23 protein-coding genes are annotated in these 24250 nt (G+C 72.9%); 8 read left to right on the top strand and 15 right to left on the bottom strand.

The window, feature by feature from the left end; all coding sequences use genetic code 11:
- Positions 1-62 precede the first annotated feature (62 nt).
- The 3 genes from ACFZDA_RS19795 to ACFZDA_RS19785 form a co-directional block, all read right to left on the bottom strand.
- Positions 63-1637 carry an alkaline phosphatase D family protein gene (locus tag ACFZDA_RS19795; protein ID WP_391082821.1) on the bottom strand — a complete coding sequence of 525 codons (1575 nt, stop codon included), beginning with the start codon at positions 1635-1637 and terminating at the stop codon, positions 63-65.
- A 141-nt stretch (positions 1638-1778) separates the two neighbouring features.
- The gene (locus ACFZDA_RS19790; protein ID WP_391082818.1) at positions 1779-3218 is read right to left on the bottom strand and encodes an aminotransferase class I/II-fold pyridoxal phosphate-dependent enzyme; all 1440 of its coding nucleotides are present in this window, start codon (positions 3216-3218) and stop codon (positions 1779-1781) included.
- Positions 3219-3278: 60 nt separating this feature from the next.
- A complete protein-coding gene (locus ACFZDA_RS19785) occupies positions 3279-4109 on the bottom strand; it encodes an alpha/beta fold hydrolase (protein WP_391082815.1) in 831 nt (276 codons plus the stop codon).
- 164 nt (positions 4110-4273) lie between these two features.
- Between ACFZDA_RS19785 and ACFZDA_RS19780 the strand changes: the two genes are divergently transcribed.
- Both ACFZDA_RS19780 and ACFZDA_RS19775 read left to right on the top strand, forming a co-directional pair.
- Positions 4274-5158, top strand: coding sequence for an RNA polymerase sigma-70 factor (locus ACFZDA_RS19780; protein WP_391082812.1), 885 nt, complete (start codon positions 4274-4276; stop codon positions 5156-5158).
- Between the two features lie 169 nt (positions 5159-5327).
- Complete coding sequence (locus ACFZDA_RS19775) at positions 5328-6089, top strand: GntR family transcriptional regulator (RefSeq protein WP_391082810.1); 762 nt, start codon at positions 5328-5330, stop codon at positions 6087-6089.
- An 89-nt stretch (positions 6090-6178) separates the two neighbouring features.
- On the opposite strand, the gene ACFZDA_RS19770 is transcribed toward ACFZDA_RS19775, so the two are convergent.
- The 3 genes from ACFZDA_RS19770 to ACFZDA_RS19760 form a co-directional block, all read right to left on the bottom strand.
- Positions 6179-7336, bottom strand: coding sequence for an ROK family protein (locus ACFZDA_RS19770; protein ID WP_391082809.1), 1158 nt, complete (start codon positions 7334-7336; stop codon positions 6179-6181).
- A gap of 88 nt (positions 7337-7424) precedes the next feature.
- Positions 7425-8087, bottom strand: coding sequence for a response regulator (locus ACFZDA_RS19765; RefSeq protein WP_391082807.1), 663 nt, complete (start codon positions 8085-8087; stop codon positions 7425-7427).
- Between the two features lie 14 nt (positions 8088-8101).
- On the bottom strand, positions 8102-9271 hold the full coding sequence (locus ACFZDA_RS19760) for a histidine kinase (protein ID WP_391082804.1): 1170 nt from the start codon (positions 9269-9271) through the stop codon (positions 8102-8104).
- 108 nt (positions 9272-9379) lie between these two features.
- On the opposite strand from ACFZDA_RS19760, the gene ACFZDA_RS19755 reads away from it, so the two are divergent.
- The 3 genes from ACFZDA_RS19755 to ACFZDA_RS19745 all read left to right on the top strand — a co-directional run bounded on the left by ACFZDA_RS19755 (position 9380) and on the right by ACFZDA_RS19745 (position 11532).
- Complete coding sequence (locus ACFZDA_RS19755; RefSeq protein WP_391082802.1) at positions 9380-10303, top strand: ATP-binding cassette domain-containing protein; 924 nt, start codon at positions 9380-9382, stop codon at positions 10301-10303.
- Positions 10304-10305: 2 nt separating this feature from the next.
- On the top strand, positions 10306-11034 hold the full coding sequence (locus ACFZDA_RS19750) for an ABC transporter permease (protein WP_391082799.1): 729 nt from the start codon (positions 10306-10308) through the stop codon (positions 11032-11034).
- A gap of 66 nt (positions 11035-11100) precedes the next feature.
- Positions 11101-11532: a hypothetical protein gene (locus ACFZDA_RS19745; protein ID WP_391082796.1), complete on the top strand. Its 432-nt coding sequence runs from the start codon at positions 11101-11103 to the stop codon at positions 11530-11532.
- 24 nt (positions 11533-11556) lie between these two features.
- On the opposite strand, the gene mug is transcribed toward ACFZDA_RS19745, so the two are convergent.
- The 6 genes from mug to ACFZDA_RS19715 form a co-directional block, all read right to left on the bottom strand.
- The gene (gene mug, locus ACFZDA_RS19740; RefSeq protein ID WP_391082794.1) at positions 11557-12102 is read right to left on the bottom strand and encodes a G/U mismatch-specific DNA glycosylase; all 546 of its coding nucleotides are present in this window, start codon (positions 12100-12102) and stop codon (positions 11557-11559) included.
- Between the two features lie 13 nt (positions 12103-12115).
- On the bottom strand, positions 12116-13558 hold the full coding sequence (gene purB, locus ACFZDA_RS19735) for an adenylosuccinate lyase (RefSeq protein ID WP_391082791.1): 1443 nt from the start codon (positions 13556-13558) through the stop codon (positions 12116-12118).
- Between the two features lie 122 nt (positions 13559-13680).
- Entirely contained in the window at positions 13681-14460 is a 780-nt protein-coding gene (locus ACFZDA_RS19730; protein ID WP_391082790.1) for an SGNH/GDSL hydrolase family protein, read from the bottom strand.
- Positions 14461-14532: 72 nt separating this feature from the next.
- Positions 14533-15546 carry a CNNM domain-containing protein gene (locus tag ACFZDA_RS19725; protein ID WP_391082787.1) on the bottom strand — a complete coding sequence of 338 codons (1014 nt, stop codon included), beginning with the start codon at positions 15544-15546 and terminating at the stop codon, positions 14533-14535.
- The gene (locus ACFZDA_RS19720; protein WP_391082784.1) at positions 15543-16883 is read right to left on the bottom strand and encodes a CNNM domain-containing protein; all 1341 of its coding nucleotides are present in this window, start codon (positions 16881-16883) and stop codon (positions 15543-15545) included. Before ACFZDA_RS19720 ends, ACFZDA_RS19725 begins: the two co-directional genes overlap by 4 nt.
- 155 nt (positions 16884-17038) lie before the next feature.
- Complete coding sequence (locus ACFZDA_RS19715) at positions 17039-17929, bottom strand: MBL fold metallo-hydrolase (RefSeq protein ID WP_391082781.1); 891 nt, start codon at positions 17927-17929, stop codon at positions 17039-17041.
- 99 nt (positions 17930-18028) lie between these two features.
- Between ACFZDA_RS19715 and ACFZDA_RS19710 the strand changes: the two genes are divergently transcribed.
- Genes ACFZDA_RS19710 through ACFZDA_RS19700 form a run of 3 tightly spaced genes read left to right on the top strand, consistent with a single transcriptional unit; the run spans position 18029 to position 20240 of the window.
- Positions 18029-18268 carry a hypothetical protein gene (locus ACFZDA_RS19710; protein WP_391082778.1) on the top strand — a complete coding sequence of 80 codons (240 nt, stop codon included), beginning with the start codon at positions 18029-18031 and terminating at the stop codon, positions 18266-18268.
- Positions 18255-19655 (top strand): amidase family protein, encoded by a 1401-nt coding sequence (locus ACFZDA_RS19705; protein WP_391082775.1) that lies wholly within the window; start codon positions 18255-18257, stop codon positions 19653-19655. Before ACFZDA_RS19710 ends, ACFZDA_RS19705 begins: the two co-directional genes overlap by 14 nt.
- Before the next feature lie 42 nt (positions 19656-19697).
- On the top strand, positions 19698-20240 hold the full coding sequence (locus ACFZDA_RS19700; protein WP_391083259.1) for a TetR/AcrR family transcriptional regulator C-terminal ligand-binding domain-containing protein: 543 nt from the start codon (positions 19698-19700) through the stop codon (positions 20238-20240).
- Positions 20241-20256: 16 nt separating this feature from the next.
- Here ACFZDA_RS19700 and ACFZDA_RS19695 read toward each other — a convergent pair whose 3' ends face one another.
- The 3 genes from ACFZDA_RS19695 to ACFZDA_RS19685 are packed head-to-tail and all read right to left on the bottom strand — an operon-like array spanning position 20257 to position 24246.
- Positions 20257-20682 carry a GNAT family N-acetyltransferase gene (locus ACFZDA_RS19695; RefSeq protein WP_391082772.1) on the bottom strand — a complete coding sequence of 142 codons (426 nt, stop codon included), beginning with the start codon at positions 20680-20682 and terminating at the stop codon, positions 20257-20259.
- Positions 20683-20738: 56 nt separating this feature from the next.
- Positions 20739-21632, bottom strand: coding sequence for a TIGR03621 family F420-dependent LLM class oxidoreductase (locus ACFZDA_RS19690; RefSeq protein ID WP_391082769.1), 894 nt, complete (start codon positions 21630-21632; stop codon positions 20739-20741).
- A gap of 46 nt (positions 21633-21678) precedes the next feature.
- A complete protein-coding gene (locus ACFZDA_RS19685) occupies positions 21679-24246 on the bottom strand; it encodes an FtsX-like permease family protein (protein WP_391082766.1) in 2568 nt (855 codons plus the stop codon).
- Between the last annotated feature and the right edge of the window lie 4 nt (positions 24247-24250).

Below are 24250 nucleotides of genomic sequence, written 5' to 3'. Positions count from 1 at the left end.
ACGAACGTATTGTGACTGGCGGGTAAAAGGGTTGGCCTGCCCGCTTTATCAAGCCTTCAAACTCACTGGCCGACCAGACCCGGCTGGAGCGCCTTCGTGAACAGCACGGTGCCGTCCTGCTCGCGCAGACGTACCGTCAGCTCGCCGCTGACGCCGTCGATGTCGACCTCGCCGAAGAACTGGTAGCCGTCGGCGGGGGAGACGTTGGCGGTCGTCGGCGCCTTCAGGAACACCCGGTCGGGACCGAAGGTGCCGTCGAGCGTGTTCGCGGGGAAGGCACCGGCGTTGAGAGGGCCCGACACGAACTCCCAGAACGGCTCGAAGTCGGTGAACGCGGCCCGCGACGGCTGGTAGTGCTGCGCCGAGGTGTAGTGGACGTCGGCCGTGAGCCACACCGTGCCGGTGATCCTCCGGTGCTTGACGAAGCGCAGCAGCTCCGCGATCTGGAGCTCACGGCCCAGCGGGGCGCCGGGGTCGCCTTGGGCGACGGCCTCGATGTTCGGCTTGCCGTCGCCGGTGTCCGGGACGACGAGGCCGATCGGCATGTCGGAGGCGATCACCTTCCACACCGCGCGGGAGCGGGACAGCTCGCGCTTGAGCCACTCCAGTTGCTCGCGGCCGAGGATGCCCTGCGGGTCGGTGGGCTGGTCGTCCGTCGAGTTGGCGTTGCGGTAGGTGCGCATGTCCAGCACGAAGACGTCCAGCAGCGGGCCGTGGTGCTGCACGCGGTAGACGCGTCCGTCGGGGCGGCGCAGCGTGGAGATCGGGAAGTACTCCGAGAAGGCGCGGCGGGCGCGGGCGGCGAGCACGTCGACCCTCTTCTCGGTGTACCGGGTGTCGCCGAGGATCTCGCCCGGGTACCAGTTGTTGGTGACCTCGTGGTCGTCCCACTGGATGATGGACGGGACCTGGGCGTTGAAGGCACGCAGGTTCTCGTCCAGCAGGTTGTACCGGAAGTTGCCGCGGAACTCCGCCAGGGTCTCGGCGACCTTCGCCTTCTCCTCGGTGGTGATGTTCCGCCAGGTGCGCCCGCCGGGCAGGGCCACGCTCTCGGTGAGGGGGCCGTCGGCGTAGATGTTGTCGCCGCTGCACAGGAAGAAGTCCGGGTCGAGGGCGGCCATCGCGTCGTAGATCCGGTAGCCGCCGAGTTCCGGGTTGATGCCCCAGCCCTGGCCGGCCAGGTCGCCGGACCAGACGAACCGTACGCCGTCACGGCGCTTGCCGGACGCCGTGCGGAAGGTGCCGGTTACCGGCTCGCCGGTGCGGCGCGGGTCGTCCGGGTCGGCGAGCACCACCCGGTAGTGGATCTGTTCGCCGGAGGGCAGGCCGTGCAGCCGGGTCGTGCCGGTGAAGTCGGTACCCGGGCCCAGCAGCGGACCGTGCCATCTGCGGGGGTTGCGGAACGACTCGGTCGCCGACGTCTCGACGATCATCCGCGCGGGCCGGTCGGACCGCACCCACACCAGCCCGGAGTCGCCGGTCACGTCTCCCGTCTGCACACCCCACCTTGCCGTGGGACGACCCGACCGTGCGAAGGCCGGCGCCGCGCCGAGGGCGGTGGGCAGGGTGAGGGCCGCCGACGCGGCGAGGGAGCCCCGCAGGACGCCGCGGCGCGCGGGGAACGGACGGTGTGACATGGATGCGCCTCCAGGGACGGGATCCGGCCAGTGTGCACAGCCACACTTACGGGCACGCCGCGGCGCACACACGAACCCCAAGTGAACAACTGACCGCGGGAGGAGGGGAACCGGCGGGAGCCGGTGAGCTCCGCCGGGGAGTCACGCCGTGGCCGCCTCCGCCATCAGGCGTACGCCCTCGTGGATCCGGGCGGGCGGGACGTGCGCGTAGCCCAGCACGAGCCGTATCCGCTTCGGCTCGTCGGTCTCCTCCCGCGCCGCACTCGGGTGCGCGTAGGCCGACAGGGGGCGTACCGCCACTCCGGCCGCCGTGACGCGGGTGAGGAAACGGTCCTCGGGGCCGTAGCACTCCGGCAGCGTGGCGATCACGTGCAGGCCCGCGGCGATGCCCGAGACCAGGGCGCCCGGGAAGTGCTCGCCGAGGGCGGCGGTCAGGGCGTCACGGCGCTCGCGGTAGGCGCGCTGGCAGCGGCGCAACTGGCGGTCGTAGTCGCCGCGTTCCAGGAACCGGGCGAAGAGCGCCTGGTCCAGGGCCGGATGGCCGAGGTCCATGGTGCGCTTGCGTTCGACGATCTCCTCCGCCCAGGACTCGGGCACCAGCAGCCAGCCCAGCCGCAGCCCCGGCGCGAGGGACTTGCTGACCGAGCCCGTGTAGGCGACGCGGTCCGGGTCGAGGCCCTGGAGCGCGCCGACGGGAGCGCGGTCGTAGCGGAAGTCGCCGTCGTAGTCGTCCTCCAGGACGATGCCGTCCACGGACCGTGCCCAGTCCAGCAGTTCGGCGCGACGGCGGGCCGAGTAGGCGATGCCGGTGGGGAACTGGTGGGCCGGCGTCGTCACCACGGCCCGTACGCCCGACGCCCGCAGGGGCTCCAGCGCGATTCCCTCACCGTCCATGGGCAGTGGTACGGCGGTGACCCCGGCCGAGGCGTACAGCCCGTCGTGCTGGGGACTGCCCGGGTCCTCCACACCCACGGTGCGCACCCCGCGCGCGTGCAGCGCGAAACCCAGCAGTGTCGTCGCCTGGGTCACCCCGGAGACCACCACGATCCGCTCCGGGTCGGCCACCACACCTCGCCGCCGGGCGAGCAGTCCGGCCAGCGCGGTCCGCAGCCGGGGCAGCCCGCGCGGATCGGGGTACCCCAGCTCCTGGTGCGGCAGTTCCGCCAGCACACCGCGCTGCGCGGCGGCCCACGCCGAGCGCGGGAACAGCGACAGGTCGGGCGTCCCGGGCACGAAGTCCGCCCGGGCACCGGGGGAGCGCGGAGCGAGGTCGTGCGCCCGCGCCCGGGCGGCCCGTACGGCCGAGCCCACCCATGTCCCGGCGCCCCGGCCGCTGCGCAGATAGCCCTCCGCCGTCAGCTGCTCGTACGCCTCCGTGATCAGCCCGCGCGAGACCCCCAGGTCCGCCGCGAGATCCCGGCTCGACGGCAGCCGCGTGCCCGGCGCGAGCCGGCCCGAGCGGACGGCCTCGCGCAGGGCCGCCTGCAGAGAACGGCCACGCGTGCGTGCCGGCGCGGAAGCGGCCGGGAGCAGCAGCTCCCAGGCGGGCGACACGGGCTCGTCGCGGTCCCTGCGGTCCATGCCGTCAGTCTGCCGGATCCGCGGCCGGGCCCTGCGCCGGGCCGGCTGCCGCCCCGCTGTTCAGCGGCTGCCGTCGAGGACGACCCGGGCGACCAGGGCCGGGTCGTCGTTCATCGGGACATGGCCGCAGCCGGGCAGCCGTACCAGCCGGGCGCGAGGGATGACGGTCTTGGCGCGCACGCCCTGACGGGGGATCAGCAGCCGGTCCCGGCTGCCCCACGCCACCGTGACCGGCGTGCCGACGATGTCGTCGGTGAACCGCACGGTCCTGCCGGAGCGGAGGGTCTCTGAGAACCCCTGCGCCCGGGCCAGCGCGAGCGTCTCGGCCACCACGGCCTCGGGCGAACGACGGCCCGGGCGGGCGTAGATGGTGCTGGTCAGCAGGGTGCGGCCGATCGCCGGGCGGGCGAGCCGTTCGACGACCGGCAGCGGCATCCGCTGGGCTATCCGCCGCATCGTCATCAGCACCGTGAAGGCGTAACGGCGCTCGGCCTCGTTCCAGAACCCCGCGGGGGACAGGGCGGTGACGGAGCGGACGAGCTGCGCCCGGGCCAGCTCCAGGGCCAGCAGGCCGCCGAGCGAGTTGCCCGCCACGTGCGGCCGTTCGATCTCCAGCGCCCCGAACAGCGCCGTGAGGACGGTGTTCATGGTGGGCAGGTCGTGGGCCATGCCGTCCGGGAGCGCCGGTGACTCGCCGCATCCGGGCAGGTCCACGGCGATGACGTCCCGCTCGGCGGCCAGCGCGGGCAGCACCGGGTCCCAGACCTGCCGGTGGTGGCCGATGCCGTGCAGCAGGAGCAACGGTTCACCGCTGCCCTGACGCGTGTAGGACAGGGACACGCTCTGCTCGCCGTGTGCGGAGGCGACGTTGAAGGAGACGGTGGCGGACATGCGGTGCTCCTAGGCTGTACTCGCGGACGGACGCGGTAGACAGCTTGTCAGCAATTACTACCGGCGGGTAGCCCCGAGTTGTCGCCACTTCCCCGGCCACGGCCGGCCGGGGGACGGGCGATTTCGCCTGGACAGGGCCGGACCGGTGGGCTGGGATGGAACCCGTGACCACCGAGACCGCGACCGACGTCTTCGAAGCACACCGCCCCGTCCTGCTGGGCGTCGCCTACCGCATGCTGGGCCGCGTCGCCGACGCGGAGGACGTGGTCCAGGAGGCCTGGCTGCGCTGGTCGGCCGGCGACCGCGGCGACGTGCGCGAACCGCGCGGCTACCTTGTACGGATCACCACCCGCCTCGCCATCGACCGGCTGCGCCAGATCAAGGCCCGCGGGGAGACCTACGTCGGCCCCTGGCTGCCCGAGCCGTACGTCACCGACTTCGGCGACACCGTGCCGGACGCCGCCGAGCGGGCCGTGCTCGCGGACTCCGTCTCGCTCGCCGTCCTCGTCGTGCTGGAGTCGCTGTCGCCGCTGGAGCGGGCGGTGTTCGTGCTGCGCGAGGCCTTCGCCTTCCCGTACGCCGACATCGCCGCCATGCTCGACCGCGGCGAAGCGGCGGTGCGCCAGCTCGCCGGGCGGGCGCGCAAGCACGTCGAGGAGCGGCGCCCGCGCTACGAGGTCGACCCCGTCCAGCGGCGCGACCTCACCGAACGGTTCCTCGCCGCCGCCGCGGACGGCGACCTCGAAGGGCTGATGGAACTGCTCGCCCCGGACGTCCGGCTCGTCGGCGACAGCGGCGGCAAGTCGCGGGCGCCGCTGCGGGTCCTGCGGACCGCGGACAAGGTGGGCCGCTTCCTCGTCGGCGCCGCGCAGAAGGGCGTCCCCGACTTCTCCCTTCGCTTCCTGGAGCTCAACGGCGGCCCGGCCGTGCTGGTCCTGTCCGGCGGAAAGCCCGACTCCGTCTTCCAGCTCGACGTCGCCGACGGCCGCGTCCAGGCGGTCTACATCGTCCGCAACCCCGACAAGCTGCGCTCGCTGGCCGCGGACTAGACGCCGCTGTCGCCCCTCGTCACGGCCTCGCACGAACGTCCCGTGAACGTTCCCGGCCATTGGTCTTGACCAAGGATCAGGGCCGCCCTATGGTCGCAGAGAAGTGAAACAACCTTTAAAAAACAAGGGCGCTAAAACGCTGCCGACCACGGCGATCGCGGAGGACAGGGTGGGGACCACGCAGCTGGAATCGGTGCCGGAACCGAAGTACTGGCATCTCAAGACCGTGCTCAGTGAAGCGCTCGACTCGGAGTTCTCCGTAGGGGAGATCCTGCCCAACGAGCGCGACCTCGCGGCCCGCTTCGGCGTCGCCCGCGCCACACTCCGCCAGGCCCTGGAGCAGCTCGAACTGGAGGGCAGGCTGCAGCGTCGCCGCGGTGTGGGGACGACCGTCGCGCCGCCCCGTATGGGCGTCTCCCTCGGCACCGGTCCGCACACCTGGCCGGGCGGCCCCGAGGACGCCTGGCAGCCCGTCGACTGCACCGCGGCGGTGCCGCCCGCGGCGGTCGCCGAGGCGCTGGAGACCGGCCTGGAGGAGTCCGTGCACATCGTGCGGCGCTCCCGGGTCTCGCAGGGCCGGCCCGTCGCCGCCGAGCTGCTGTACATCCCGCGGTCCTCGGTGCACGAGCTCTCCGGCATCGACGCGCCGTCCGGAGCGGCACGCGCGCGTGCGGTGCTGCGCGAGTTGCAGCGGCTGGAGCTGGACCGGCAGGAGAACGCGGTGGAGCTCGGGTCCGCCGGGGCCGACGACGCGAAGGAACTGGACCGGTTGCCCGGGGCGCCCGTGCTGGTGGTGACGACGCGGTTCGTGGCGGCGGGGCGTGTGGCGGCGTTGTCCGTCGCGACGTATCGCGCTGACACGTGTCGGTTGACGTTCGGGGATGCGGGGGGTGTGGAGATCCACGCCGGGCCGGAGCGGCAGGCGTCCTGAGCCTGGCGCCGTAGGGGTGCGGTGCGTGGGGGATCGCAGGTGCGTGTTGGCTGGGCGCGCACTTCCCCGCGCCCCTTGGGGAGTTGACCTCAGCGGCGTGGTGTGGTCGGGCCTTCCACGCTGAACAGCTGCTCCTCCACATGGTCCAGGGCGAGGCGCAGGGCGCCTGTCGCCACTGCCGCGTCTCCCAGGCGGGACAAGGTCACCTGCGGGGGACGCAGGCAGTAGCGGGCCAGTTCCTGGCGCAGGGGGTCCAGGACGCCGTCCAGGCCCGCTGCCCAGCCGCCGATGACGACCAGTTCCGGGTCGAGGGCGAGGACCAGCGCCGCCACATCGTGGACCAGGCGCTGGAGGAAGCGGTCGACGGCCGCGCGGGCCCGCTGGTCGCCCTGGCGGGCCTGGGCGAAGACATCGGCGACGGCCTGTTCGTCAAGGGGATGGAGGGGTTCGTCCGTGGTGGACAGGAGCGTCTCGGGCGTCACCTCCCGGCCGAGCAGATGCAGCGCGCCGATCTCGCCGGCCGCCCCGCCGTAGCCCCGGTGCAGCCGCCCCCCGATCAGTGAACCGGCGCCCGGGCTGAGCCCCGCCAGCACCATCACCACGTCGTCCGACTCGGTGGCCGCGCCCTTCCAGTGCTCGGCGACGACCGCCGCGTTGGCGTCGTTCTCGACCAGGACCGGGCACTTGAACGACCGGCTCAGCCGCTCGCCCAGCCGCAGCCCCGTCCACCCGGGCAGCGCCGTACCCAGCCGTACCGTGCCGTCCGCCTCGACGATCCCGGGCGTCGCCACGCCCACGGCCCGCAGCGAGCCGCGTGCCACACCGGCCCGGCGCAGCAGCTCGGCGACGGTTCCCCGCAGCCGCTCCAGCCGCTCGTCGGCCGCCGCGGTTTCGGGCACGTCCTTGGCCTGGGAGCCGATCACCCGGCCGTCCAGGTCGGCGAGCAGCGCGGCCACCCGGTGCGCGCCGATCTCCACCCCCAGCAGATGCCCCGCCTCCGCCCGGAACCGGAACCGCCGCGCCGGCCGCCCCTGCCGCCGGGCGGCACCCTCCTCGGCCGCCTTCTCGACGACGAGACCGGCCTCGATGAGCCCTTCGACGACGCCCTCGACGGTCGGCCGGGACAGCCCCGTCACCCGGGTGATCTCCGTCAGCGTCGCGCAGTCCGTGGCACGCAGCGCGTGCAGCACCACCGCGGAGTTGATCCTGCGCAGCAGCGAGGGGTCCCCGCCGGTCAGCCGACCCACCGTCCGTCCTCCCAGCTCGTGCGCGTGTTGGCCGGATCGTACTCGGCGTGGCGGACCCCGGCGAGGGGCAGCCACCGGCCCTCGCCACTCAGCCCGGCGCCACGAACCCGGACTCGTACGCCGCGATCACCGCCTGTGTGCGGTCCCGTGCTCCCAGCTTCGCCAGGACGGCGCTCACATGCGACTTCACCGTCTCGGTGCCCACCACCAGCCGGGCGGCGATCTCCGCGTTCGACAGGCCCCGCGCCATCAGCCGCAGCACCTCGCCCTCCCGCTCGGTCAGCTGGGCCCGCTCCATCGCGGCCCGCGCCGCCCGGTTCCCGCCGCCCTCGCCGTACTCGGCGGCCAGTTGCCGTACCGAGGCCGGGAACAGCAGCGACTCGCCCTCGGCGATCAGCCGCACCGCGTGCACGATCTCCGCCGGCCGGGCCCGCTTCAGCAGGAACCCGTCGGCGCCCGCCCGCAGCGCCTCGTACACGTACTCGTCGTTCTCGAACGTCGTCACCACGAGGATCCGCGGCGGCTCGTCGACCGTCCGTAGCAGCGCCCGCGTGGCCTCGATACCGTCCAGCAGCGGCATCCGTACGTCCATGGCGACCACGTCGGGCCGCAGCTGCCGCACGAGCGGGATCACCGCCGCCCCGTCCGCGGCCTCCCCGACGACCTCGATGTCGGGCTGTGCCTCCAGGACGGCCCGCAGACCCGCGCGTACGAGGGGTTCGTCGTCGACGAGGAGAACGGTGATCGGCATCGGATCAGCGTAGATCAACTCAACGGCAGCTCGACATGAACCTGCCAGTCGCCTCGGTCGGGGCCGGTCCGGGCCAGTCCGCCGAGCAGGGCGGCGCGTTCGCGTATGCCGCGCAGGCCGCTGCCCCGCCCGGGGCCCGGTACCGGCTCCGTCAGCGGGTTGCGTATCGCGAGGACGAGGGTGTCGCCGGTGACGTCCAGGCGGACCCGTACGGGTACGGCCCCGGCGTGCCGCAGCACATTGGTCAGCGCCTCCTGGAGGATCCGGTAGCCCTCCCGGGACACCGGCCCGGGCACGGTGTCCACGGGCCCCCTCACCTCGGCGTCGACCTTCGCCCCGGAGGTGCGCGCGGATTCCAGCAGGCGGTCGGCGTCCGCCAGGGTCGGCCGGCTGCTCACGGGTTTCTCCGACTCGCGCAGGACGCCCAGCACTCGCTCCAGGTCCTCCAGGGCGGCCCGGCCGGTCTCCTCGATGGCGACCAGCGCCCGGTCCGTGAAATCCGGATCACCGGCCGCGCGCGCGGCCCCTGCCTGCACCACGGCGACCGTGAGCGCGTGCCCGATGGAGTCGTGCAACTCGCGGGCGATGCGCGTGCGTTCCAGTAGCTGGTCGGTGCGCTCTTCCAGCGCCGCCATCCGCTCGGTGGGCGACGGCCCGAGAAGCCGCTTGGCCAAGGCGGTGACCAAGTGGCCCGACCACACCACGACCACGGGACACAGGATCAACGGCACGGGTGCGAGCACGGCGTGCCACCAGCGGTTCTCCTCGACGGTCACAAATCCATCAGCCACGGGCCCAACACCGAGCCCGGTCGTCAGCAGATCGATCCCGAGGAGGGGCAACTGGACGGAGAGGTGAGTCACGCACCAGCCGAGGCACAGCCGCGCCTCCAGCCACACCACCGTCCGCCCCCGGTCCGCCCACGTGACCGAAGGGGTGGTCACGATCTCGTCGCTCTCACCGTCCTGCCGATGGCCGATCAGCAACAGCCTGGCCTGAAACGCCTCCACGACCCGTGTGATGGGCAGAAGGCCCGCGAGTCCGAGCAGCACGGCGGCCGTGACCTGGGTCCACCACGCCTCCTGGATGAAAATCCACAGCGACGGCCACACGGTGGCCACCGACAGGTGCAGCCACCGCGTGTACGTCACCGCCCGCGTCAACGGGCGCAGCATGCGGACCATGCCGTCATCGTGCCAGCCGGCACTGACAACGAGCCTCCCCCGCACGGGGGAGACGATCTCCACCGCCGGGGGAGGACGGCACCCCCGGCGAGGAGCCAGGCTGCTGTCATGACCAGCATCGAAGTCCAGGACCTCACCAAGGAGTACGGCGGCAAACGAGCCGTGGACGGCCTCACTTTCCGCGTCCTGCCCGGCCGTGTCACCGGCTTCCTCGGCCCCAACGGCGCCGGGAAGTCCACCACGATGCGGCTGGTGCTCGGCCTCGACCGGCCGACCGCCGGCTCCGCCACGATCGACGGCCGCGCCTACTCCACCCTGCGCGAACCCCTGCGCCATGTGGGCGCCCTGCTCGACGCGCAGGCCGCGCACGGCTCCCGCACGGCCCGCGACCACCTGCGCGTCCTGGCGACGAGCAACCGCATCCCGGACCGGCGGGTCGACGAGGTGCTGGAGGAAACCGGCCTCGCCTCGGTGTCCCGGCGCCGGCTGCGGACGTACTCCCTGGGCATGCGCCAGCGCCTCGGCATCGCGGCCGCCCTGCTGGGCGACCCCGAGGTGGTCATGCTGGACGAGCCGTCCAACGGTCTCGACCCCGAGGGCATCGTGTGGATCCGGCAGTTGCTGCGCCGGCTCGCGGGGGAGGGGCGCACGGTCCTGGTCTCCAGCCACCTGATGAACGAGACCGCGTCCTTCGCGGACCACCTCGTCGTCCTGGGCCGGGGCCGGCTGCTCGCCGACACCCCGATGCGGGACTTCATCCAGGCGCGCGTGCAGCCCAGCGTCCGCATCCGCACATCCGACCCCGCCGCCCTCCGCGGCGCCCTCGCCCGGCACGGCCATGACGCCGTGGAACACGCGGACGGTCACTGGACCGTGCACCACGCACGCGTGGACGACATCGGCCGCATCGCCTCCGAAGCGGGTGTGCCGGTCCTCGAACTCGCGGCCGAGGAGGGCACCTTGGAGCAGGCCTACTTCGACCTCACGTCGGCCGAGACCGAATTCACCGCACAGCAGCCGCAGGAGGCCTGACCATGGAACTCACCCCTGTCCTCCGCTCCGAGTGGCTGAAGATCCGTACGCTCCGCTCGCTGCCGGGAGCGCTCCTGGCCCTCTTCGCCGCGACCACGGCGTTCTCCGCGATCGCCGGTGCCTCCGGGACGTCGGACCCCGGATTCGACCCGCTGTTCACGGCCCTGTCCGGTGTCGTACCGGGGCAGATCGCGGCCGTCTCCTTCGGGGCCATGGCCGTGTCGTCGGAGTTCCAGTCGGGCGCCATCCGGCTCTCGCTGGCCGCGGTGCCCCGGCGCGGCCGGTGGTTCGCGGCCAAGGCCGCCGTCATCGCCGTACCGGCGCTGCTGGTGGGACTGGTGACCGCCCTCGCCGCGCTCCTCGCGGCACGGGCGGGGCTCGGCCCGGCGGCCGACGGGCTCGGCACCGGCGAGCAGGTGCGCGGCGTCGTGGGCTGCGGTGTCTACCTCATGCTGATGGCCCTGTTCGCCGCCGGACTCGCCGCCCTGCTGCGCAGCGGCGTGGCCACACTGTCCCTGCTGATCCCGTTCATCCTCGTCGTGTCGTTCGTGATCGGCGACGCCACGGGCACCGTCGCCGACTTCCTGCCCGACAAGGCGGGACAGCTGGTCATCCGCGGGACGCCCGACGGATCCGCCCTCGGGCCGTGGTCGGGGCTCGGCGTGACCGCGCTCTGGGCGGCGGCCGCGCTGCTGGCGGGAGCCTGGAGCCTGCGCCGGCGCGACGCCTGACCGGAGAACGGCGGGAACAGGGTTGACGCCCCGCCAAGTGTCAGTGGCGCCGGGTTTACTGGACCCATGAACATCGCACAGCACATCGCCCTCGTCGACGAGCTGTGCTACCGCCCCTTTCCGGCGGAGCACGGCCCGTCGGACGTCGGCGTCTCCGGACCCGGCCGGCACACCGCGGTGTTAGAGGACGCACCCGACGACGACCCGGCGCTCCGGGCGGTGACGATCGACCAGTTGGAGAAGGACCGGGACGCCGTCTACGAGCTTCTCGCCTCACGCTGGGGCGACACGCCCCCCTACAACCTGCAGACCGTCCTGCTGCGCGGCGAGCGCGAGGAGATACCCCCGCCCTGGGCCGAGTTGAGCGCGTGCGCGAGCGTCGCGTACGTGTGGGAGGTGGAGGGCACCGGCCGCTGGGTCGCCGTGGCGGTCACCGACCGCGACACCTCGCGCGGGGTCCGGCTGCTGGCCCTGGTCACGGAGACGGACCCGCCGTAGCGGAGACGGACCCGCCGTCAGGGATCAGCTTTCGGCCGCTTCCCGCAGCCGAGCGAACTCCTCGGCCATGGTCTCGGCCGTCCAGTGCGCGTTCAGCCCGCTCGGATTGGGCAGCACCCACACACGCGTGTCCCCGATCAGCCGCGACTGCGGCCCGACCCCGGCCTTCCGGTCGTCGAACGCGGCGCGGTACGCGGTCACTCCGACCACGGCCAGCCAGCGCGGCCGCAGCCGCCCCACCTTCAGCGCGAGCAGCCGCCCGCCCTCCCGGTACTCCTCGGCGCTCAGCTCGTCGGCCCGAGCGGTCGGCCGTGCCACGACATTGGTGATGCCGAGCCCGTACGACAGCAGCTCCCGCTGTTCGGACGGCTTCAGCAGCCGCGGCGTGAACCCGGAGCGGTGCAGCACCGGCCAGAACCGGTTGCCCGGGCGGGCGAAGTGATGACCCGTCGCGGCCGTCATCAGCCCGGGATTGATGCCGCAGAACAGCACCCGCAGACCGTCCGCGACCACGTCCGGCACGACACGGTCGCGGGCGGCCTGAAGCTCCTCGGGCGTGAAACGGGGCATCGGGTGCGGCGCGTCAGAGGATCGCGCCGGGCGTGTAGCCCGCGGCCTGGGGGTGCTGCTTCACGATCTCCTCGACCCGGGCGACGACGGCGGCGACCTGGTCGCCCGCGGCACCCGTGAAGGACAGCTTGTCGGCCATCAGCGCGTCCAGCTCGGCACGGCCGAGCGGAATGCGCGTGTCGGCGGCCAGCTTGTCGAGCAGCTCGTTGCGCTCGGCGCCCTGCTCGCGCATCGCGAGCGCGGAGGCGACCGCGTTCTCCTTGATCGCCTCGTGCGCGAGCTCCCGGCCCACGCCCGCGCGCACGGCGCCCATCAGCACCTTGGTCGTCGCGAGGAACGGCAGATAGCGGTCCAGCTCACGCGCCACGACCGCCGGGAACGCGCCGAACTCGTCGAGCACCGTCAGGAACGTCTCCAGCAGACCGTCCAGCGCGAAGAACGCGTCGGGCAGCGCGACCCGGCGCACCACCGAGCAGGACACGTCGCCCTCGTTCCACTGGTCGCCCGCCAGCTCGCCGGTCATGGAGGCGTAGCCGCGCAGGATCACCATCAGGCCGTTGACGCGCTCGCAGGAGCGGGTGTTCATCTTGTGCGGCATCGCCGAGGAGCCGACCTGGCCGGGCTTGAAGCCCTCGGTGACCAGCTCGTGCCCGGCCATCAGCCGGATCGTCTTCGCCAGCGACGACGGCGCCGCCGCCAGCTGCACCAGCGCCGTGACGACCTCGTAGTCCAGCGAGCGCGGGTAGACCTGGCCGACCGAGGTGAACGCCTGCGAGAAGCCCAGGTGCGTGGCGATCCGCTGCTCCAGCTCCGCGAGCTTCGCGGCGTCCCCGCCCAGCAGGTCCAGCATGTCCTGCGCGGTGCCGACCGGGCCCTTGATGCCGCGCAGCGGGTAGCGGCCCAGCAGCTCCTCGACCCGGCCGTGGGCGACGAGCAGTTCGTCGGTCGCGGTCGCGAAGCGCTTGCCGAGGGTGGTGGCCTGCGCGGCCACGTTGTGCGAGCGGCCGGCCATGACCAGCTCGCCGTACTCGCCGGCCAGCTTGCCCAGCCGCGCCAGGACGGCCACCGTACGGTCGCGCATCAGTTCCAGCGAGAGGCGGATCTGGAGCTGCTCGACGTTCTCGGTGAGGTCGCGGGAGGTCATGCCCTTGTGCACGTGCTCGTGCCCGGCGAGGGCGTTGAACTCCTCGATCCGCGCCTTCACGTCGTGCCGCGTGACCTTCTCGCGCTCGGCGATGGAGGCCAGGTCGACGGTGTCGAGCACACGCTCGTAGTCGGCGAGCGCCGCGTCCGGCACCTCGATCCCGAGGTCCTTCTGCGCCCGCAGCACGGCGAGCCAGAGCTGCCGCTCCAGCTTCACCTTCTGCTCGGGCGACCAGAGCGTGGCGAGCTCGGCGGAGGCGTAGCGTCCGGCGAGGACGTTCGGGATGCGGGGCTTGGCGGGAGCGGAAGTCACGTGGACGGATTCTACTGGCGATTCGTGCAGGCCAGCGTCGCGGGTACCTTCGTGGGAACCTACAAGAGCGTCCGGCGCCCTGCCCCGGGCCTGCCGGTCACCTGCTTCGCCACGGGAACGCCCTACGCCCGGTCCTCGTACGGCAGCAGCTCGGGCCGCTTCGGCGGCAGGCCGTCGCCCGAGGAGCGGCCCGTCAGGCGGCGGCCTATCCAGGGCAGCAGGTGCTGCCGGGCGAAGCGCAGGTCCGCCGCGCGGCGCATGACCCAGCCGGGTGGCAGCGTCGTCGGCATCGGGGTGCGCCACTCGGTGTCCTCGGGCTCGTAGCCGAGCGCCTGCCACACCGCTTCCGCGACCCGGCGGTGGCCCTCGCCGGTCAGATGCAGCCGGTCCACGTCCCACATCAGCGGGTCGGCGAGCGAGGGGGCGCCGTACAGGTCGACGACGATCGCGCCGTGCCGTTCGGCGAGCTCGTCGACGCAGGCGAACAGTTCCTCCATGCGCGGCCGGAACCGCTCCAGGACGGGGCCCCGGCGGCCCGGGCTGCGCATCAGCACGAGCTGTTCGCAGGACGGGGCCAGCCGCTCCACGGCCTCCTCCAGGAGCCCGCGCACCCGGCCCATGTCGCACTTCGGGCGCAGCGTGTCGTTGAGCCCGCCGACCAGGGTGACGACGTCGGCCTTCATGGCCGCCGCCACATCCACTTGCTCGTCGACGATCTGCCGGATCAGCTTGCCGCGCACCGCGAGGTTGGCGTAGCGGAAGCCGGGCGTGCGGGCCGCCATCCGCGTGGCGAGGAGATCGGCCCAGCCCCGGTAGGTGCCGTCGGGCAACAGGTCCGACATGCCCTCGGTGAAGGAGTCGCCGACCGCGACGAGGCTGCTGTAGGTGGGGTTCGTGTCCATGGCGGCGGAAATGGTATCCCGTGCACATACCCGGCAGTCGGTCACCCGTCCGGATGATCGGCGACCGTTCCCTCACGCCCGCTGGCCGAACAGCTCCCGCAGGACGTCCTCCATGGTCACGAGGCCGGCCATCCGGCCGTCCACCCCGAGGACCGCCGCGAGGTGCGTACGGCTGCCCCGCATCGCCGTGAGGACGTCGTCCAGCGGCGTGTGCTCCCGCACGCGCGCGATGGACCGCATGTCCCGCAGCCGGAACGGCACCTCGCGCCCGGCGGCGTCCAGCGCGTCCTTCACATGCAGGTAGCCGACGATCCGCCGCCCCTCGTCCACCACCGGGAAGCGGGAGAACCCGGTCTCGGCCGACAGCCGCTCCAGCTCGTCCGGAGTGACGCCCACGCGCGCGTACACCACGCGTTCCAGCGGCAGCACCACGTCGCGCACCGGGCGGCGGCCCAGCTCCAGCGCGTCGTGCAGCCGCTCCTGGGCGCGGTCGTCGATGAGGCCGGCCTCGCTGGAGTCCTTCACGATCTGCGCTATCTCGGCGTCCGAGTAGGACGCGGCGACCTCCTCCCGCGCCTCCACGCGCAGCAGCTTCAGGAGCGTGTTGGCGAAGGCGTTCACCGTGAAGATCACCGGGCGCAGCGCCCGGGACAGGGTCACCAGGGGCGGGCCGAGCGTCAGCGCGCTGCGCACCGGCTCGGCGAGCGCCACGTTCTTCGGCACCATCTCGCCGAGCAGCATGTGCAGATACGTGGCCAGGGCCAGCGCGATCACGAAGGACACCGCGTGTCCCGCGCCCTCGGGCACGCCCACCGCGTGGAACACCGGCTCCAGCAGGTGCGCGATCGCCGGCTCGGCCACCACACCCAGCACCAGCGTGCACAGCGTGATGCCCAGCTGCGCGGCCGCCATCAGCGCGGACACGTGCTCCAGGCCCCACAGCACGCTCTTGGCGCGCCGGTCGCCCCGGTCGGCGTAGGGCTCGATCTGGCTGCGGCGCACCGAGATCAGCGCGAACTCGGCGCCGACGAAGAAGGCGTTGACGACGAGCGTCGCCAGACCGATCAGCAGCTGGACGGCGGTCACAGCTCCGCTCCCTTCTCGTCGGGCTTCTCGTCGTCGAGGGGCGCCCGCAGCCGGACGCGGGCGGCCCGGCGGCCGGTGGCGTCCAGGACCTCCATCCGCCAGCCGGCGACCTCGAGGGTGTCACCGGCGGCCGGTATCCGGCCGAGCATCGTCGCCACCAGCCCGGCGAGCGTCTCGTACGGGCCCTGCGGGGCGCGCAGCCCGACGCGTTCGAGGTGGTCCACGCGCGCGGAGCCGTCGGCCGAGTACAGGGCGTGGCCCACCTCGTCCGTGCCGGCCGGCGCGAGGTCGGGCAGCTCGTGCGGATCGTGTTCGTCGCGCACCTCGCCCACGACCTCCTCGACGATGTCCTCCAGGGTGGCCACGCCCGCGGTGCCGCCGTACTCGTCGATCACCACGGCCATCGTGCGCTTGCCGGAGAGCCGGTCCAGGAGCCGGTCGACGGTGAGGGTCTCCGGGACCAGCAGCGGCTCACGCATCAGCTCGGAGACGGATGTCCGGGTCCGGCGCTCCGCCGGGACCGCCAGCACGTCCTTGACGTGTGCCGTCCCGACGACCGAGTCGAGGGTGTCGCGGTAGACGGGAAACCGGGACAGGCCGGTCGCACGGGTCGCGTTCGCCACGTCCTCCAGGGTCGCCCGCACCTCCAGGGCGACGACCTGCACCCGGGGCGTCATCACGTTCTCCGCGGTCAGGTCGGCGAGGTTCAGCGTCCGCACGAACAGCTCGGCGGTGTCGGCCTCCAGGACGCCCTTCTTGGCGGAGTGCCGGGCGAGCGCCGCCAGCTCCTGCGGTCCGCGCGCCGACGCCAGCTCCTCGGCGGGCTCCACACCGATCCGGCGCACGACCCGGTTCGCCGTGTTGTTGAGGTGTGTGATGAACGGCCGGAACGCCGCGCTGAACCAGCGCTGGGCGTTGCCCACCGTCTTGGCGACCGCCAGCGGCGACGAGATCGCCCAGTTCTTGGGCACCAGCTCGCCGACGACCATCAGGAACACCGTCGACAGCGCCGTGCCCAGCACCAGGGCCAGGCTGTGCGACGCCGACCGTGAGATGCCGATGTCCTCCAGCGGCCCGGCGATCAGCGCGGCGATCGACGGCTCGGCGAGCATGCCGACGACGAGGTTCGTGACCGTGATGCCGAGCTGTGCGCCGGAGAGCTGGAACGTCAGATTCCGTACGGCCTTCAGGGCGCCCTGGGCGCCCCGCTCGCCGCGCGCCACCGCCTGCTCCAGCTCGGCGCGCTCGACCGTGGTGAGGGAGAACTCGGCCGCCACGAAGGCGCCGCAGGCGAGCGAGAGCAGGATCGCCACCAGGAGGAGGAGCACTTCGGTCATCGGTTCACCCCCGTCCCATGGTTCTCCAGGACGGGGCGGAACGCGCGGTGTCGCGAACTGGGAGGCTCGCCCATGGGCGGACGCTCACAACCTTTCATGCAGAACCGAGTGGCCATCCAAGGGTAAAGGATCAGCAAAGTCCTGCGGCGGGGGTCTCAGCGGGGATCGGCGGGCACGGGGGCGAGCCGGTACGCGCCCTCGTGCGCGACGACGCGGCCGGCGGTGGGCGGGGGGAAGTGGGTGCCCAGGACGAGGGTGTCGGTGCCGGCGAGTGCGCCGAGCAGCTCGCGGCGCGTGCTCTGAGAAAGCCCGGGGTCGATGTCGACGCAGGCGCCGATACCGGGGTGGGCGAGCTGGACGGGGTGGTGGACGCAGTCGCCGGTGATCAGTGCCGTCCGTCCGCGGCTGGCCAGCTCGACGGCGACATGGCCGGGGGTGTGCCCGGGTGTCGGGATCAGGCGCAGCCCCGGGGCGACGTCGAGGCCCTCGGCGGGGACGTCGAGGAGGTCGAGCAGCCCCGCCTCCTCCACCGGGATCACCGAGTCGCGGAACATCTGCCGGCGCGGCTCGTCCATGGCGTACCCGGCCCAGAACTCCCGCTCGGTGCGGGAGGTGAGGTAGCGGGCGTTCGGGAAGGTGGGCACCCACGCGCCGTTCACCGCCCGGGTGTTCCAGCCGACGTGGTCGGCGTGCAGGTGGGTGAGGATCACCAGGTCGACGGAGTCCGGGGGGAAGCCGGCTGCGGTGAGGCGCTGAAGGTAATCGGTGTCCAGGTCGTGCCAGGCGGGATTGGCCCGCTCCTTGCCGTTGCCGATGCCGGTGTCCACCAGGACGCGCAGATCGCCGGCGGTGAAGGCGAAGCTGTGGCTGTCGGCGCGCAGGACGCCTTCCTCGTCGGCGAAGTGGGGGCGCAGCCAGTCCTGCCCGGCGACCACGTCGGGGGTGGCGTCGGGCAGCAGCCAGGCTCCGGTGGCCGGTGGCAGCGGGATCTCGTCGATGCGGTGGACGGTGAGGTCGCCCACGGTCCAGGCGGCGGGTGTCGTCAAGGGTCCTCCTCGGGCGCTTAACGCAATCTGTTTGCGTTAAGCCGACGGTAGGCCCTAGGGTCCACTAACGCAAACAGTTAGCCTTTAAGGGGGAGCCCCATGCCGAGCCCCACGCCTGGTCCCGTACCCGACCCCGCCCTCACGCCGCCCGAAGCGGCCCGCTGGGCCCACCGCGCGGGGCTCGTCCTGCCCGCCGGCCGGCACGCGGCGGTCGCGGCCACCGCCGACCACATCCATTCCGTCGTGGCGGTCCTCAGGGAACTGGACTTCGGCGACACCCCGCCCGCCCCGGCCTACCGCGTGACAGCCGCGAAGGAGGCGCACGATGCAGCCGTATGAACTGACCCTCGCTGCCGCCGCCGACGCGATCGGGGCACGCCGGCTGTCCCCCGTCGAGCTGGCCGACTCCGTGCTGGAACGCATCGAGCAGGTGCAGCCGCGACTCCGGGCCTATGTCACCGTCGACGCCGAGGGCGCGCGCCGGGCCGCGCGCCGTGCCGAGAACGACATCGCGGCGGGCCGTCACCGCGGTCCGCTGCACGGCATCCCGATGGGCCTGAAGGACCTGATCGACGTCGCCGGTACGCCCACCTCGGCCAGTTCCCGGGTGCGGTCCGACCACCGCGCGCAGACCGACAGCACCGTCGCCGCACGCCTGTCGGCCGCCGGAGCGGTCCTGCTCGGCAAGACCCACACGCACGAGTTCGCCTACGGGCTGACCACCCCGCAGACCCACAACGCCTGGGACCCCGGCCGGGTCGCGGGCGGCTCCAGCGGCGGGTCGTCCGTCGCCGTCGCCGTGGGCGCCGCCACCTTCGCCCTGGGCACCGACACCGGCGGATCCATCCGGGTGCCCGCCGCGCTGAACGGGGTGGTCGGCCTCAAACCGACCTACGGACTCGTCCCGCGCCACGGCGTCACATCCCTGTCCTGGTCCCTGGACCACGTCGGCCCGATCACCCGCACCGCCGAGGACGCGGCCCTGGTCCTCGCGGCCCTGGCCGGCCACGACCCCCGCGACCCCGCCTCGCTGAGCGCACCCCCGGCGCACTACCGGCCGGGCCCGGACACGGACCTGACCGGACTGCGGATCGGGGTGCCGCGCACCTACTACTTCGACCACGTCGACCCGGAGGTGGCAGCCGCCGTCCGGAGCGCGACCGGCCGGCTCCAGGCGCTCGGTGCCCGCCTCGTCGACGTCGACATCCCCATGACCCGGTACATCAAGGCCACCCAGTGGGGCCTGATGGTGCCCGAGGCCACCGCCTACCACGAGAGCAGCCTGCGCACGGTCCCCGAGCTCTACCAGGCCGACGTCCGGATCCTCCTGGAAGCCGGAGAGCTGATGCCCGCCGGGGACTACCTGCGTGCCCAGCGCTCGCGCACCCTCATGCGGCAGGAATGGGCGACGTTGCTGCGGGAGGTCGACCTGGTCGCCGCCCCCACCGTGCCGATGACCGCCGTCCCGGCCGGTCAGGAGACGGTCACCTGGGCCGACGGCACCGTCGAGGGCGTCTCCGACGCCTATGTACGGCTCTCGGCCCCGGCCAACATCACCGGCCTGCCCTCCCTGTCCGTCCCGGTCGGCCACGACACGGCGGGCCTGCCCATCGGCATGCAGCTCCTCGGGCCGCCGCTCGGGGAGAACCTGCTGCTGCGGGTCGGACACGCAAGCGAACAGACCCGGCCCACAGGCACCCTCGCGGCCCTGGCAGCACCGTGCTAGAAGCAATCGGTTCGCTTTAAGGTGGGTTCCGTGAGCAGGCAGATGGTGCGCCCCGGCGGGCGCAGTGCGCGGGTCCAGGCAGCGGTGCACAGCGCCGTGCGCGAACTCGCCTCGGAGGTCGGCCGGGACGCCCTGACCGTGCCGATGGTCGCCCAGCGCGCGGGCGTGACGCCGTCGACGATCTACCGCCGCTGGGGAGACCTTCAGGTGCTGCTGTCGGACGTGGCGGTCGAGCGGCTGCGGCCCGACACCGAACCGCCCGACCACGGCGGCCTGGCCTCCGACCTGACGGCCTGGGCCGAGCAGTTCCTCGACGAGATGTCCTCCCCCGCCGGCCGCGCCTACATCCGCGACGCCCTCCTCGGCGACCCGGACGGCGGCAACGCCGGCCAGTGCTCCGCCTACGCCGCCGAGCAGATCGACGTCATCCTCCGGCGCGCGTCCGGGCGGGGGGAACCGGCGCCCGGTGTCGAGACGGTCGTCGACCAGGTCGTCGCGCCCCTGATGTACCGCATCCTGTTCCGCCCGGACGGACTCGGTACCGCCTACGCCCACCGGCTCGTGGCAGGACTCCTCGGCCGGTGAGGGGTTTCACCCGGCGTCAGCCGACGAGGGGCTTCACCCAGCGGCGCCACCGCTCCTCGGGCCCGTACCCGGCGGCTCCCCACGCCTGGTGCGCGGTCTCGTTGCGCGTGAGCACCATCGCGTCCGCGCGCCGCCCGCCGAGCGTGACGAACCGCTCCTCGGCCGCGGCGAGCAGCGCGGAGGCGATGCCCTGGCGGCGGTGGTCCGGATGCACGGCCAGCCGGTAGAGGTGGCAGCGCCAGCCGTCGAACCCCGCGATCACCGTGCCCGCCAACTCGCCACCCCGCTCCGCGAGGATCAGGGCCTCGGGGTCGCGCGCGACCAGCCGCTCCACGCCCCCGCGGTCGTCGCTGATGCTCGTGCCCTCGGCGGCCACCTTCCAGAAGGCCAGCACGGTGTCCAGGTCCTCGGGCGTCGCCGCCCGGATGCGCAGCTCGGTCATGCCATGACCACATCACGCGCCGCCGCTCTCGGGCGCACCATTTCAGAATCCGGACGTCAGGCCCCGCGCACCCGTTCCATGACCGGCGCGAACGCCTCCATGTAGGGCTCCAGAACCGTCAGATACGTGAAGCCGTAGCGCTCGCGCCGGGCCAGGACCTGCTCGGTGATCTCGTCCAGGGTGCCGATCAAGGAGACCGGGAGCTCCAGGACCTGATCCACCGTCATGCCCGGGACGTGTTCGAGGAACGGCTGGACAGCGGCCTCGCGGTCCTCGGTGCCGAGCACCATCTGGAGCAGCAGATTCAGCTCGGGCGGCTCCTCGCGGTAATCCTCCGCGAACTCCAGGAACCGCGCCACGCGTTCGTCGAGCTCGTCCGCGGTGATCGGCGTCAACTGCCCGGTGGCGCTGCCCGGCACCGAACGTGCCCCGGTGAACGCGGCGATGTCGGCGTGCTCGGCGCCCAGCCGCAGCATCCGGTCGCCGTTGCCGCCGATCAGCAAGGGCACCCGGGGCCGCTGCGCCGCCTGCGGCCGGTGCTCGTCCGAGCCCAGCAGCCGCTTCAGCTCCTCGACCGTGTGCCGCAGATGGTCCACCCGCTCGCCCGGCGAGCCGAACGGCAGCCCGGCGCTCTCGTGCTCCGCCCGTACGTAGCCGGTGCCGAGCCCGAGCTCCAGACGGCCGCCCGTCAGCGCGTCCGTCGTGGCCACCTCGCGGGCCAGCAGCGCCGGGTTCCAGAAGCCCGCGTTGAGCGTGAAGGTGCCGAGCCTCGGCCGCTCGGTGGCCTCGGCCGCCGCCACCAGCGCCGGGAAGGGCGCCGGCATGCCCAGATGGTCGGGGACGAGGATCACGTCGTACCCGAGCTCCTCGGCCCGGCGGCACTTGGCGCGCCACTCCCCGGCGGACGCCGGTTCGAGTAGATTCACCCCGAAACGGAACGGACGCGACATGAACTCTCCTCACATGGAAGCGACTTGAGGACCCGTCGCGATTCCATCACTCGTGCGCGATGGCCGCCAGTACGTTCATGCGGGAGGCGCGCAGCGCCGGAAGCAGCGCCGCCACGACCCCCACCACCGCCGAGCCGATCACCACCGCGACGACCGTGGTCCACGGGATCGCGAGGGCCGTCATGCCCTGGAGGGCCAGCACCTCGTGGGTGCACACGCCCCACACCAGCCCCAGCGCGAGCCCCAGGACGGCCCCGAACACGGCGATCACCACCGACTCCAGCCGGATCATCCGCCGCAGCTGCCGCCGCGCCAGCCCGATCGCCCGCAGCAGCCCGATCTCCCTGGTGCGCTCGACGACCGACAGGGCGAGGGTGTTGACCACGCCGAGCACCGCGATGATGATCGCCAGCCCCAGCAGCGCGTACACGAGGTACAGCAGGACGGCGATCTGGTCGTGCACCAGCTGCTTGTAGTCGGCCAGGTCCCGCACCTGCACCTGGGGATAGGGGTCCAGGGTCCGCTCCAGGTGCGCGCGCAGGGCGTCGTCGCTCGTGCCGGAGGCGGCGTTGACGTACAGCGCGGAGTCCTGCCCGCCCGGCGCGTAGCGCTCCAGCGTGGCGAGACCGAAGTAGAGCCCGCCCTGCGTGCCGAACCCCTCGGCGGAGTCCTGGTCGGTGAGGGCGCCGACGGTCAGCTCGGCCCTGCGCCCGCCCGGGAACTCCACCGGGAGAGCGCTGCCCACCCGCACGTCGTGGTCGCGCGCGAAGTCCCGGTCCATGGCGAGGCGCCCGTCGGCCAGCGCGGTTGCCGAGTCCCCTCGGACGTACGTGATGTTGGCGACCTCGTCGAGCCGCGGATCGTAGCCCGCGGCGGTCGTCTCCACGCGGTCGCCGTCCGGGAGCCGCACCGCGACCGGTGTGAACCGCCCCCGCACGACGAGTCCCGCGCCCTCGGTGCCGCGTACCTGGTCGGTGACCTCCTTCGGGAAGGGCAGGAAGTTGGTGTTCTGGATCACGAAGTCGGCGCCCAGCGTCTTGTCGATCTGCTGGTCGAACGAGGCGGTCATCGAGGCGCTCGCCACCGACATCCCGCCGACCAGGGCGAGACCCACCATGAGCGCGGCGGCGGTGGCCCCGGTACGGCGGGGATTGCGCAGGGCGTTGCGCTGGCTCATCCGGCCGATCGACCCGAACAGGGCGGGGAAGGCCCCGCCGAGGACGCGGATCACCGGGCGCACCAGCAGCGGCCCCGCGATCACGGTCGCGATCAGGGTGAGCACGACACCGAGTCCCAGCAGGGACGCCGCCGACGACGTCCTCTGCGCCACCACGCACCCCACGAGCGCCGCCGCACCGGCCGCCCCGACGACCGCGCCCGCCGCCGCTCGCACCCGCAGCGGCCGGCCCACCCCGGCGACCTCGGCGTCCGAGAGCGCGGCCATCGGCGACACCCCGGCGGCCCGCCGCGCCGGCAGGTACGCGGCGACGAAGGTGACCCCGAGACCCACGACGTACGCCGTCACGGGCGTCACCCAGCCGATGACCATCTCGCCCGCGTCGATGTTCATGCCGAGCAGACCCATCAGCTCGATGAGCCCGGCCGCGAGCCCCACGCCGGCGGCGAGCCCCAGCGTGGAGCCGACCAGACCGAGCAGGAGGGCCTCGGTGAGCACCGAGCGGCGGACCTGGCGCCGTTCGGCGCCGAGCGCCCGCAGCAGCCCCAGCTCGCGGGTGCGCTGGGCGATCAGCATGGAGAAGGTGTTGACGATCAGGAACACCCCCACCAGCACGGCGACCCCGGCGAAGCCGACCATCACGTACTTGATGACGTCGAGGAATCCGCCCAGCTGCTCGACGTCCGACTCGGCCTGCTCGTCGGCGGTCCGGAAGTCGTAGGTGTGGGCGCCGAGCGCGGCGGCCACGCGCCGCTTGAGCTGCTCGTCGCTGACACCGTCGGCGGCGTCGACCGAGATGCTGGTGGCGGCCCGCGTGCTGGCCAGCAGTTTCGTCTGCGCCGTGCGGGGGTCGAGGAAGACCAGTGCGGCGCCCGGGTTGGTGGTCGTGAACGTGGCGATGCCGACGACCCGGACCCTGAACGACCCGGGCGGTGCGATCACGGTGAGGGTGTCGCCGATCGCCACGTCCTTGCGGCCGGCGGTCTCCGAGTCGAGCAGCGCCTGCCCGTCGCCGTGCGGGGCGTGACCCGAGGTCAGTTCCACGGGGCTGCGCTCGTTCGGGTTCCAGGCGGTGCCGAGCGTGGGAGCGCCGGTGGTCGGGCCGACCGGCTCGTTGTCCTCGTCGACGACGGTGAGGCCGTTCACGTCGACCTCGGCGCGGGCTGCCGCGACCCCGTCGACCTGCCGTACGCGCGCGGCGAGCGCGGCCGGCAGGGTGGCCGTCCGGCCGGAGGGCACGGCCTCGTCGAGGTCCTTCTTCGGGCTGACGGTGACATCGGCCGCGGTGGAGGCGAACAGCCGGTCGAAGGTCTGGCTGACGGTGTCCGAGAAGATCAGGCTGCCCGTCACGAACGCGACGGACAGCAGGACGGCGAGTGCCGAGAGCAGCAGCCGCCCCTTGTGCGCCAGGAAGCTCCTCAGGGTCGCCTTGAGCACGGGA

It is taken from the genome of Streptomyces sp. NPDC007991 (genome assembly GCF_042958445.1).
Lineage (GTDB): Bacteria > Actinomycetota > Actinomycetes > Streptomycetales > Streptomycetaceae > Streptomyces.
Note: the sequence above shows the minus strand (reverse complement) of the source record. Positions and strands in the feature narration are given on the sequence as shown.

What these genes read in the sequence shown, in the direction of transcription:
- ACFZDA_RS19720 (WP_391082784.1), bottom strand. Translation starts at nt 16,883, where the DNA reads ATGACCGAAGTGCTCCTCCTCCTGGTGGCGATCCTGCTCTCGCTCGCC.
- ACFZDA_RS19790 (WP_391082818.1), bottom strand. Translation starts at nt 3,218, where the DNA reads ATGGACCGCAGGGACCGCGACGAGCCCGTGTCGCCCGCCTGGGAGCTG.
- ACFZDA_RS19705 (WP_391082775.1), top strand. Translation starts at nt 18,255, where the DNA reads ATGCAGCCGTATGAACTGACCCTCGCTGCCGCCGCCGACGCGATCGGG.
- ACFZDA_RS19750 (WP_391082799.1), top strand. Translation starts at nt 10,306, where the DNA reads ATGGAACTCACCCCTGTCCTCCGCTCCGAGTGGCTGAAGATCCGTACG.
- ACFZDA_RS19710 (WP_391082778.1), top strand. Translation starts at nt 18,029, where the DNA reads ATGCCGAGCCCCACGCCTGGTCCCGTACCCGACCCCGCCCTCACGCCG.
- ACFZDA_RS19690 (WP_391082769.1), bottom strand. Translation starts at nt 21,632, where the DNA reads ATGTCGCGTCCGTTCCGTTTCGGGGTGAATCTACTCGAACCGGCGTCC.
- ACFZDA_RS19755 (WP_391082802.1), top strand. Translation starts at nt 9,380, where the DNA reads ATGACCAGCATCGAAGTCCAGGACCTCACCAAGGAGTACGGCGGCAAA.
- ACFZDA_RS19760 (WP_391082804.1), bottom strand. Translation starts at nt 9,271, where the DNA reads ATGGTCCGCATGCTGCGCCCGTTGACGCGGGCGGTGACGTACACGCGG.
- ACFZDA_RS19795 (WP_391082821.1), bottom strand. Translation starts at nt 1,637, where the DNA reads ATGTCACACCGTCCGTTCCCCGCGCGCCGCGGCGTCCTGCGGGGCTCC.
- ACFZDA_RS19765 (WP_391082807.1), bottom strand. Translation starts at nt 8,087, where the DNA reads ATGCCGATCACCGTTCTCCTCGTCGACGACGAACCCCTCGTACGCGCG.
- ACFZDA_RS19700 (WP_391083259.1), top strand. Translation starts at nt 19,698, where the DNA reads ATGGTGCGCCCCGGCGGGCGCAGTGCGCGGGTCCAGGCAGCGGTGCAC.
- mug (WP_391082794.1), bottom strand. Translation starts at nt 12,102, where the DNA reads ATGCCCCGTTTCACGCCCGAGGAGCTTCAGGCCGCCCGCGACCGTGTC.
- ACFZDA_RS19695 (WP_391082772.1), bottom strand. Translation starts at nt 20,682, where the DNA reads ATGACCGAGCTGCGCATCCGGGCGGCGACGCCCGAGGACCTGGACACC.
- ACFZDA_RS19730 (WP_391082790.1), bottom strand. Translation starts at nt 14,460, where the DNA reads ATGGACACGAACCCCACCTACAGCAGCCTCGTCGCGGTCGGCGACTCC.
- ACFZDA_RS19785 (WP_391082815.1), bottom strand. Translation starts at nt 4,109, where the DNA reads ATGTCCGCCACCGTCTCCTTCAACGTCGCCTCCGCACACGGCGAGCAG.
- ACFZDA_RS19745 (WP_391082796.1), top strand. Translation starts at nt 11,101, where the DNA reads ATGAACATCGCACAGCACATCGCCCTCGTCGACGAGCTGTGCTACCGC.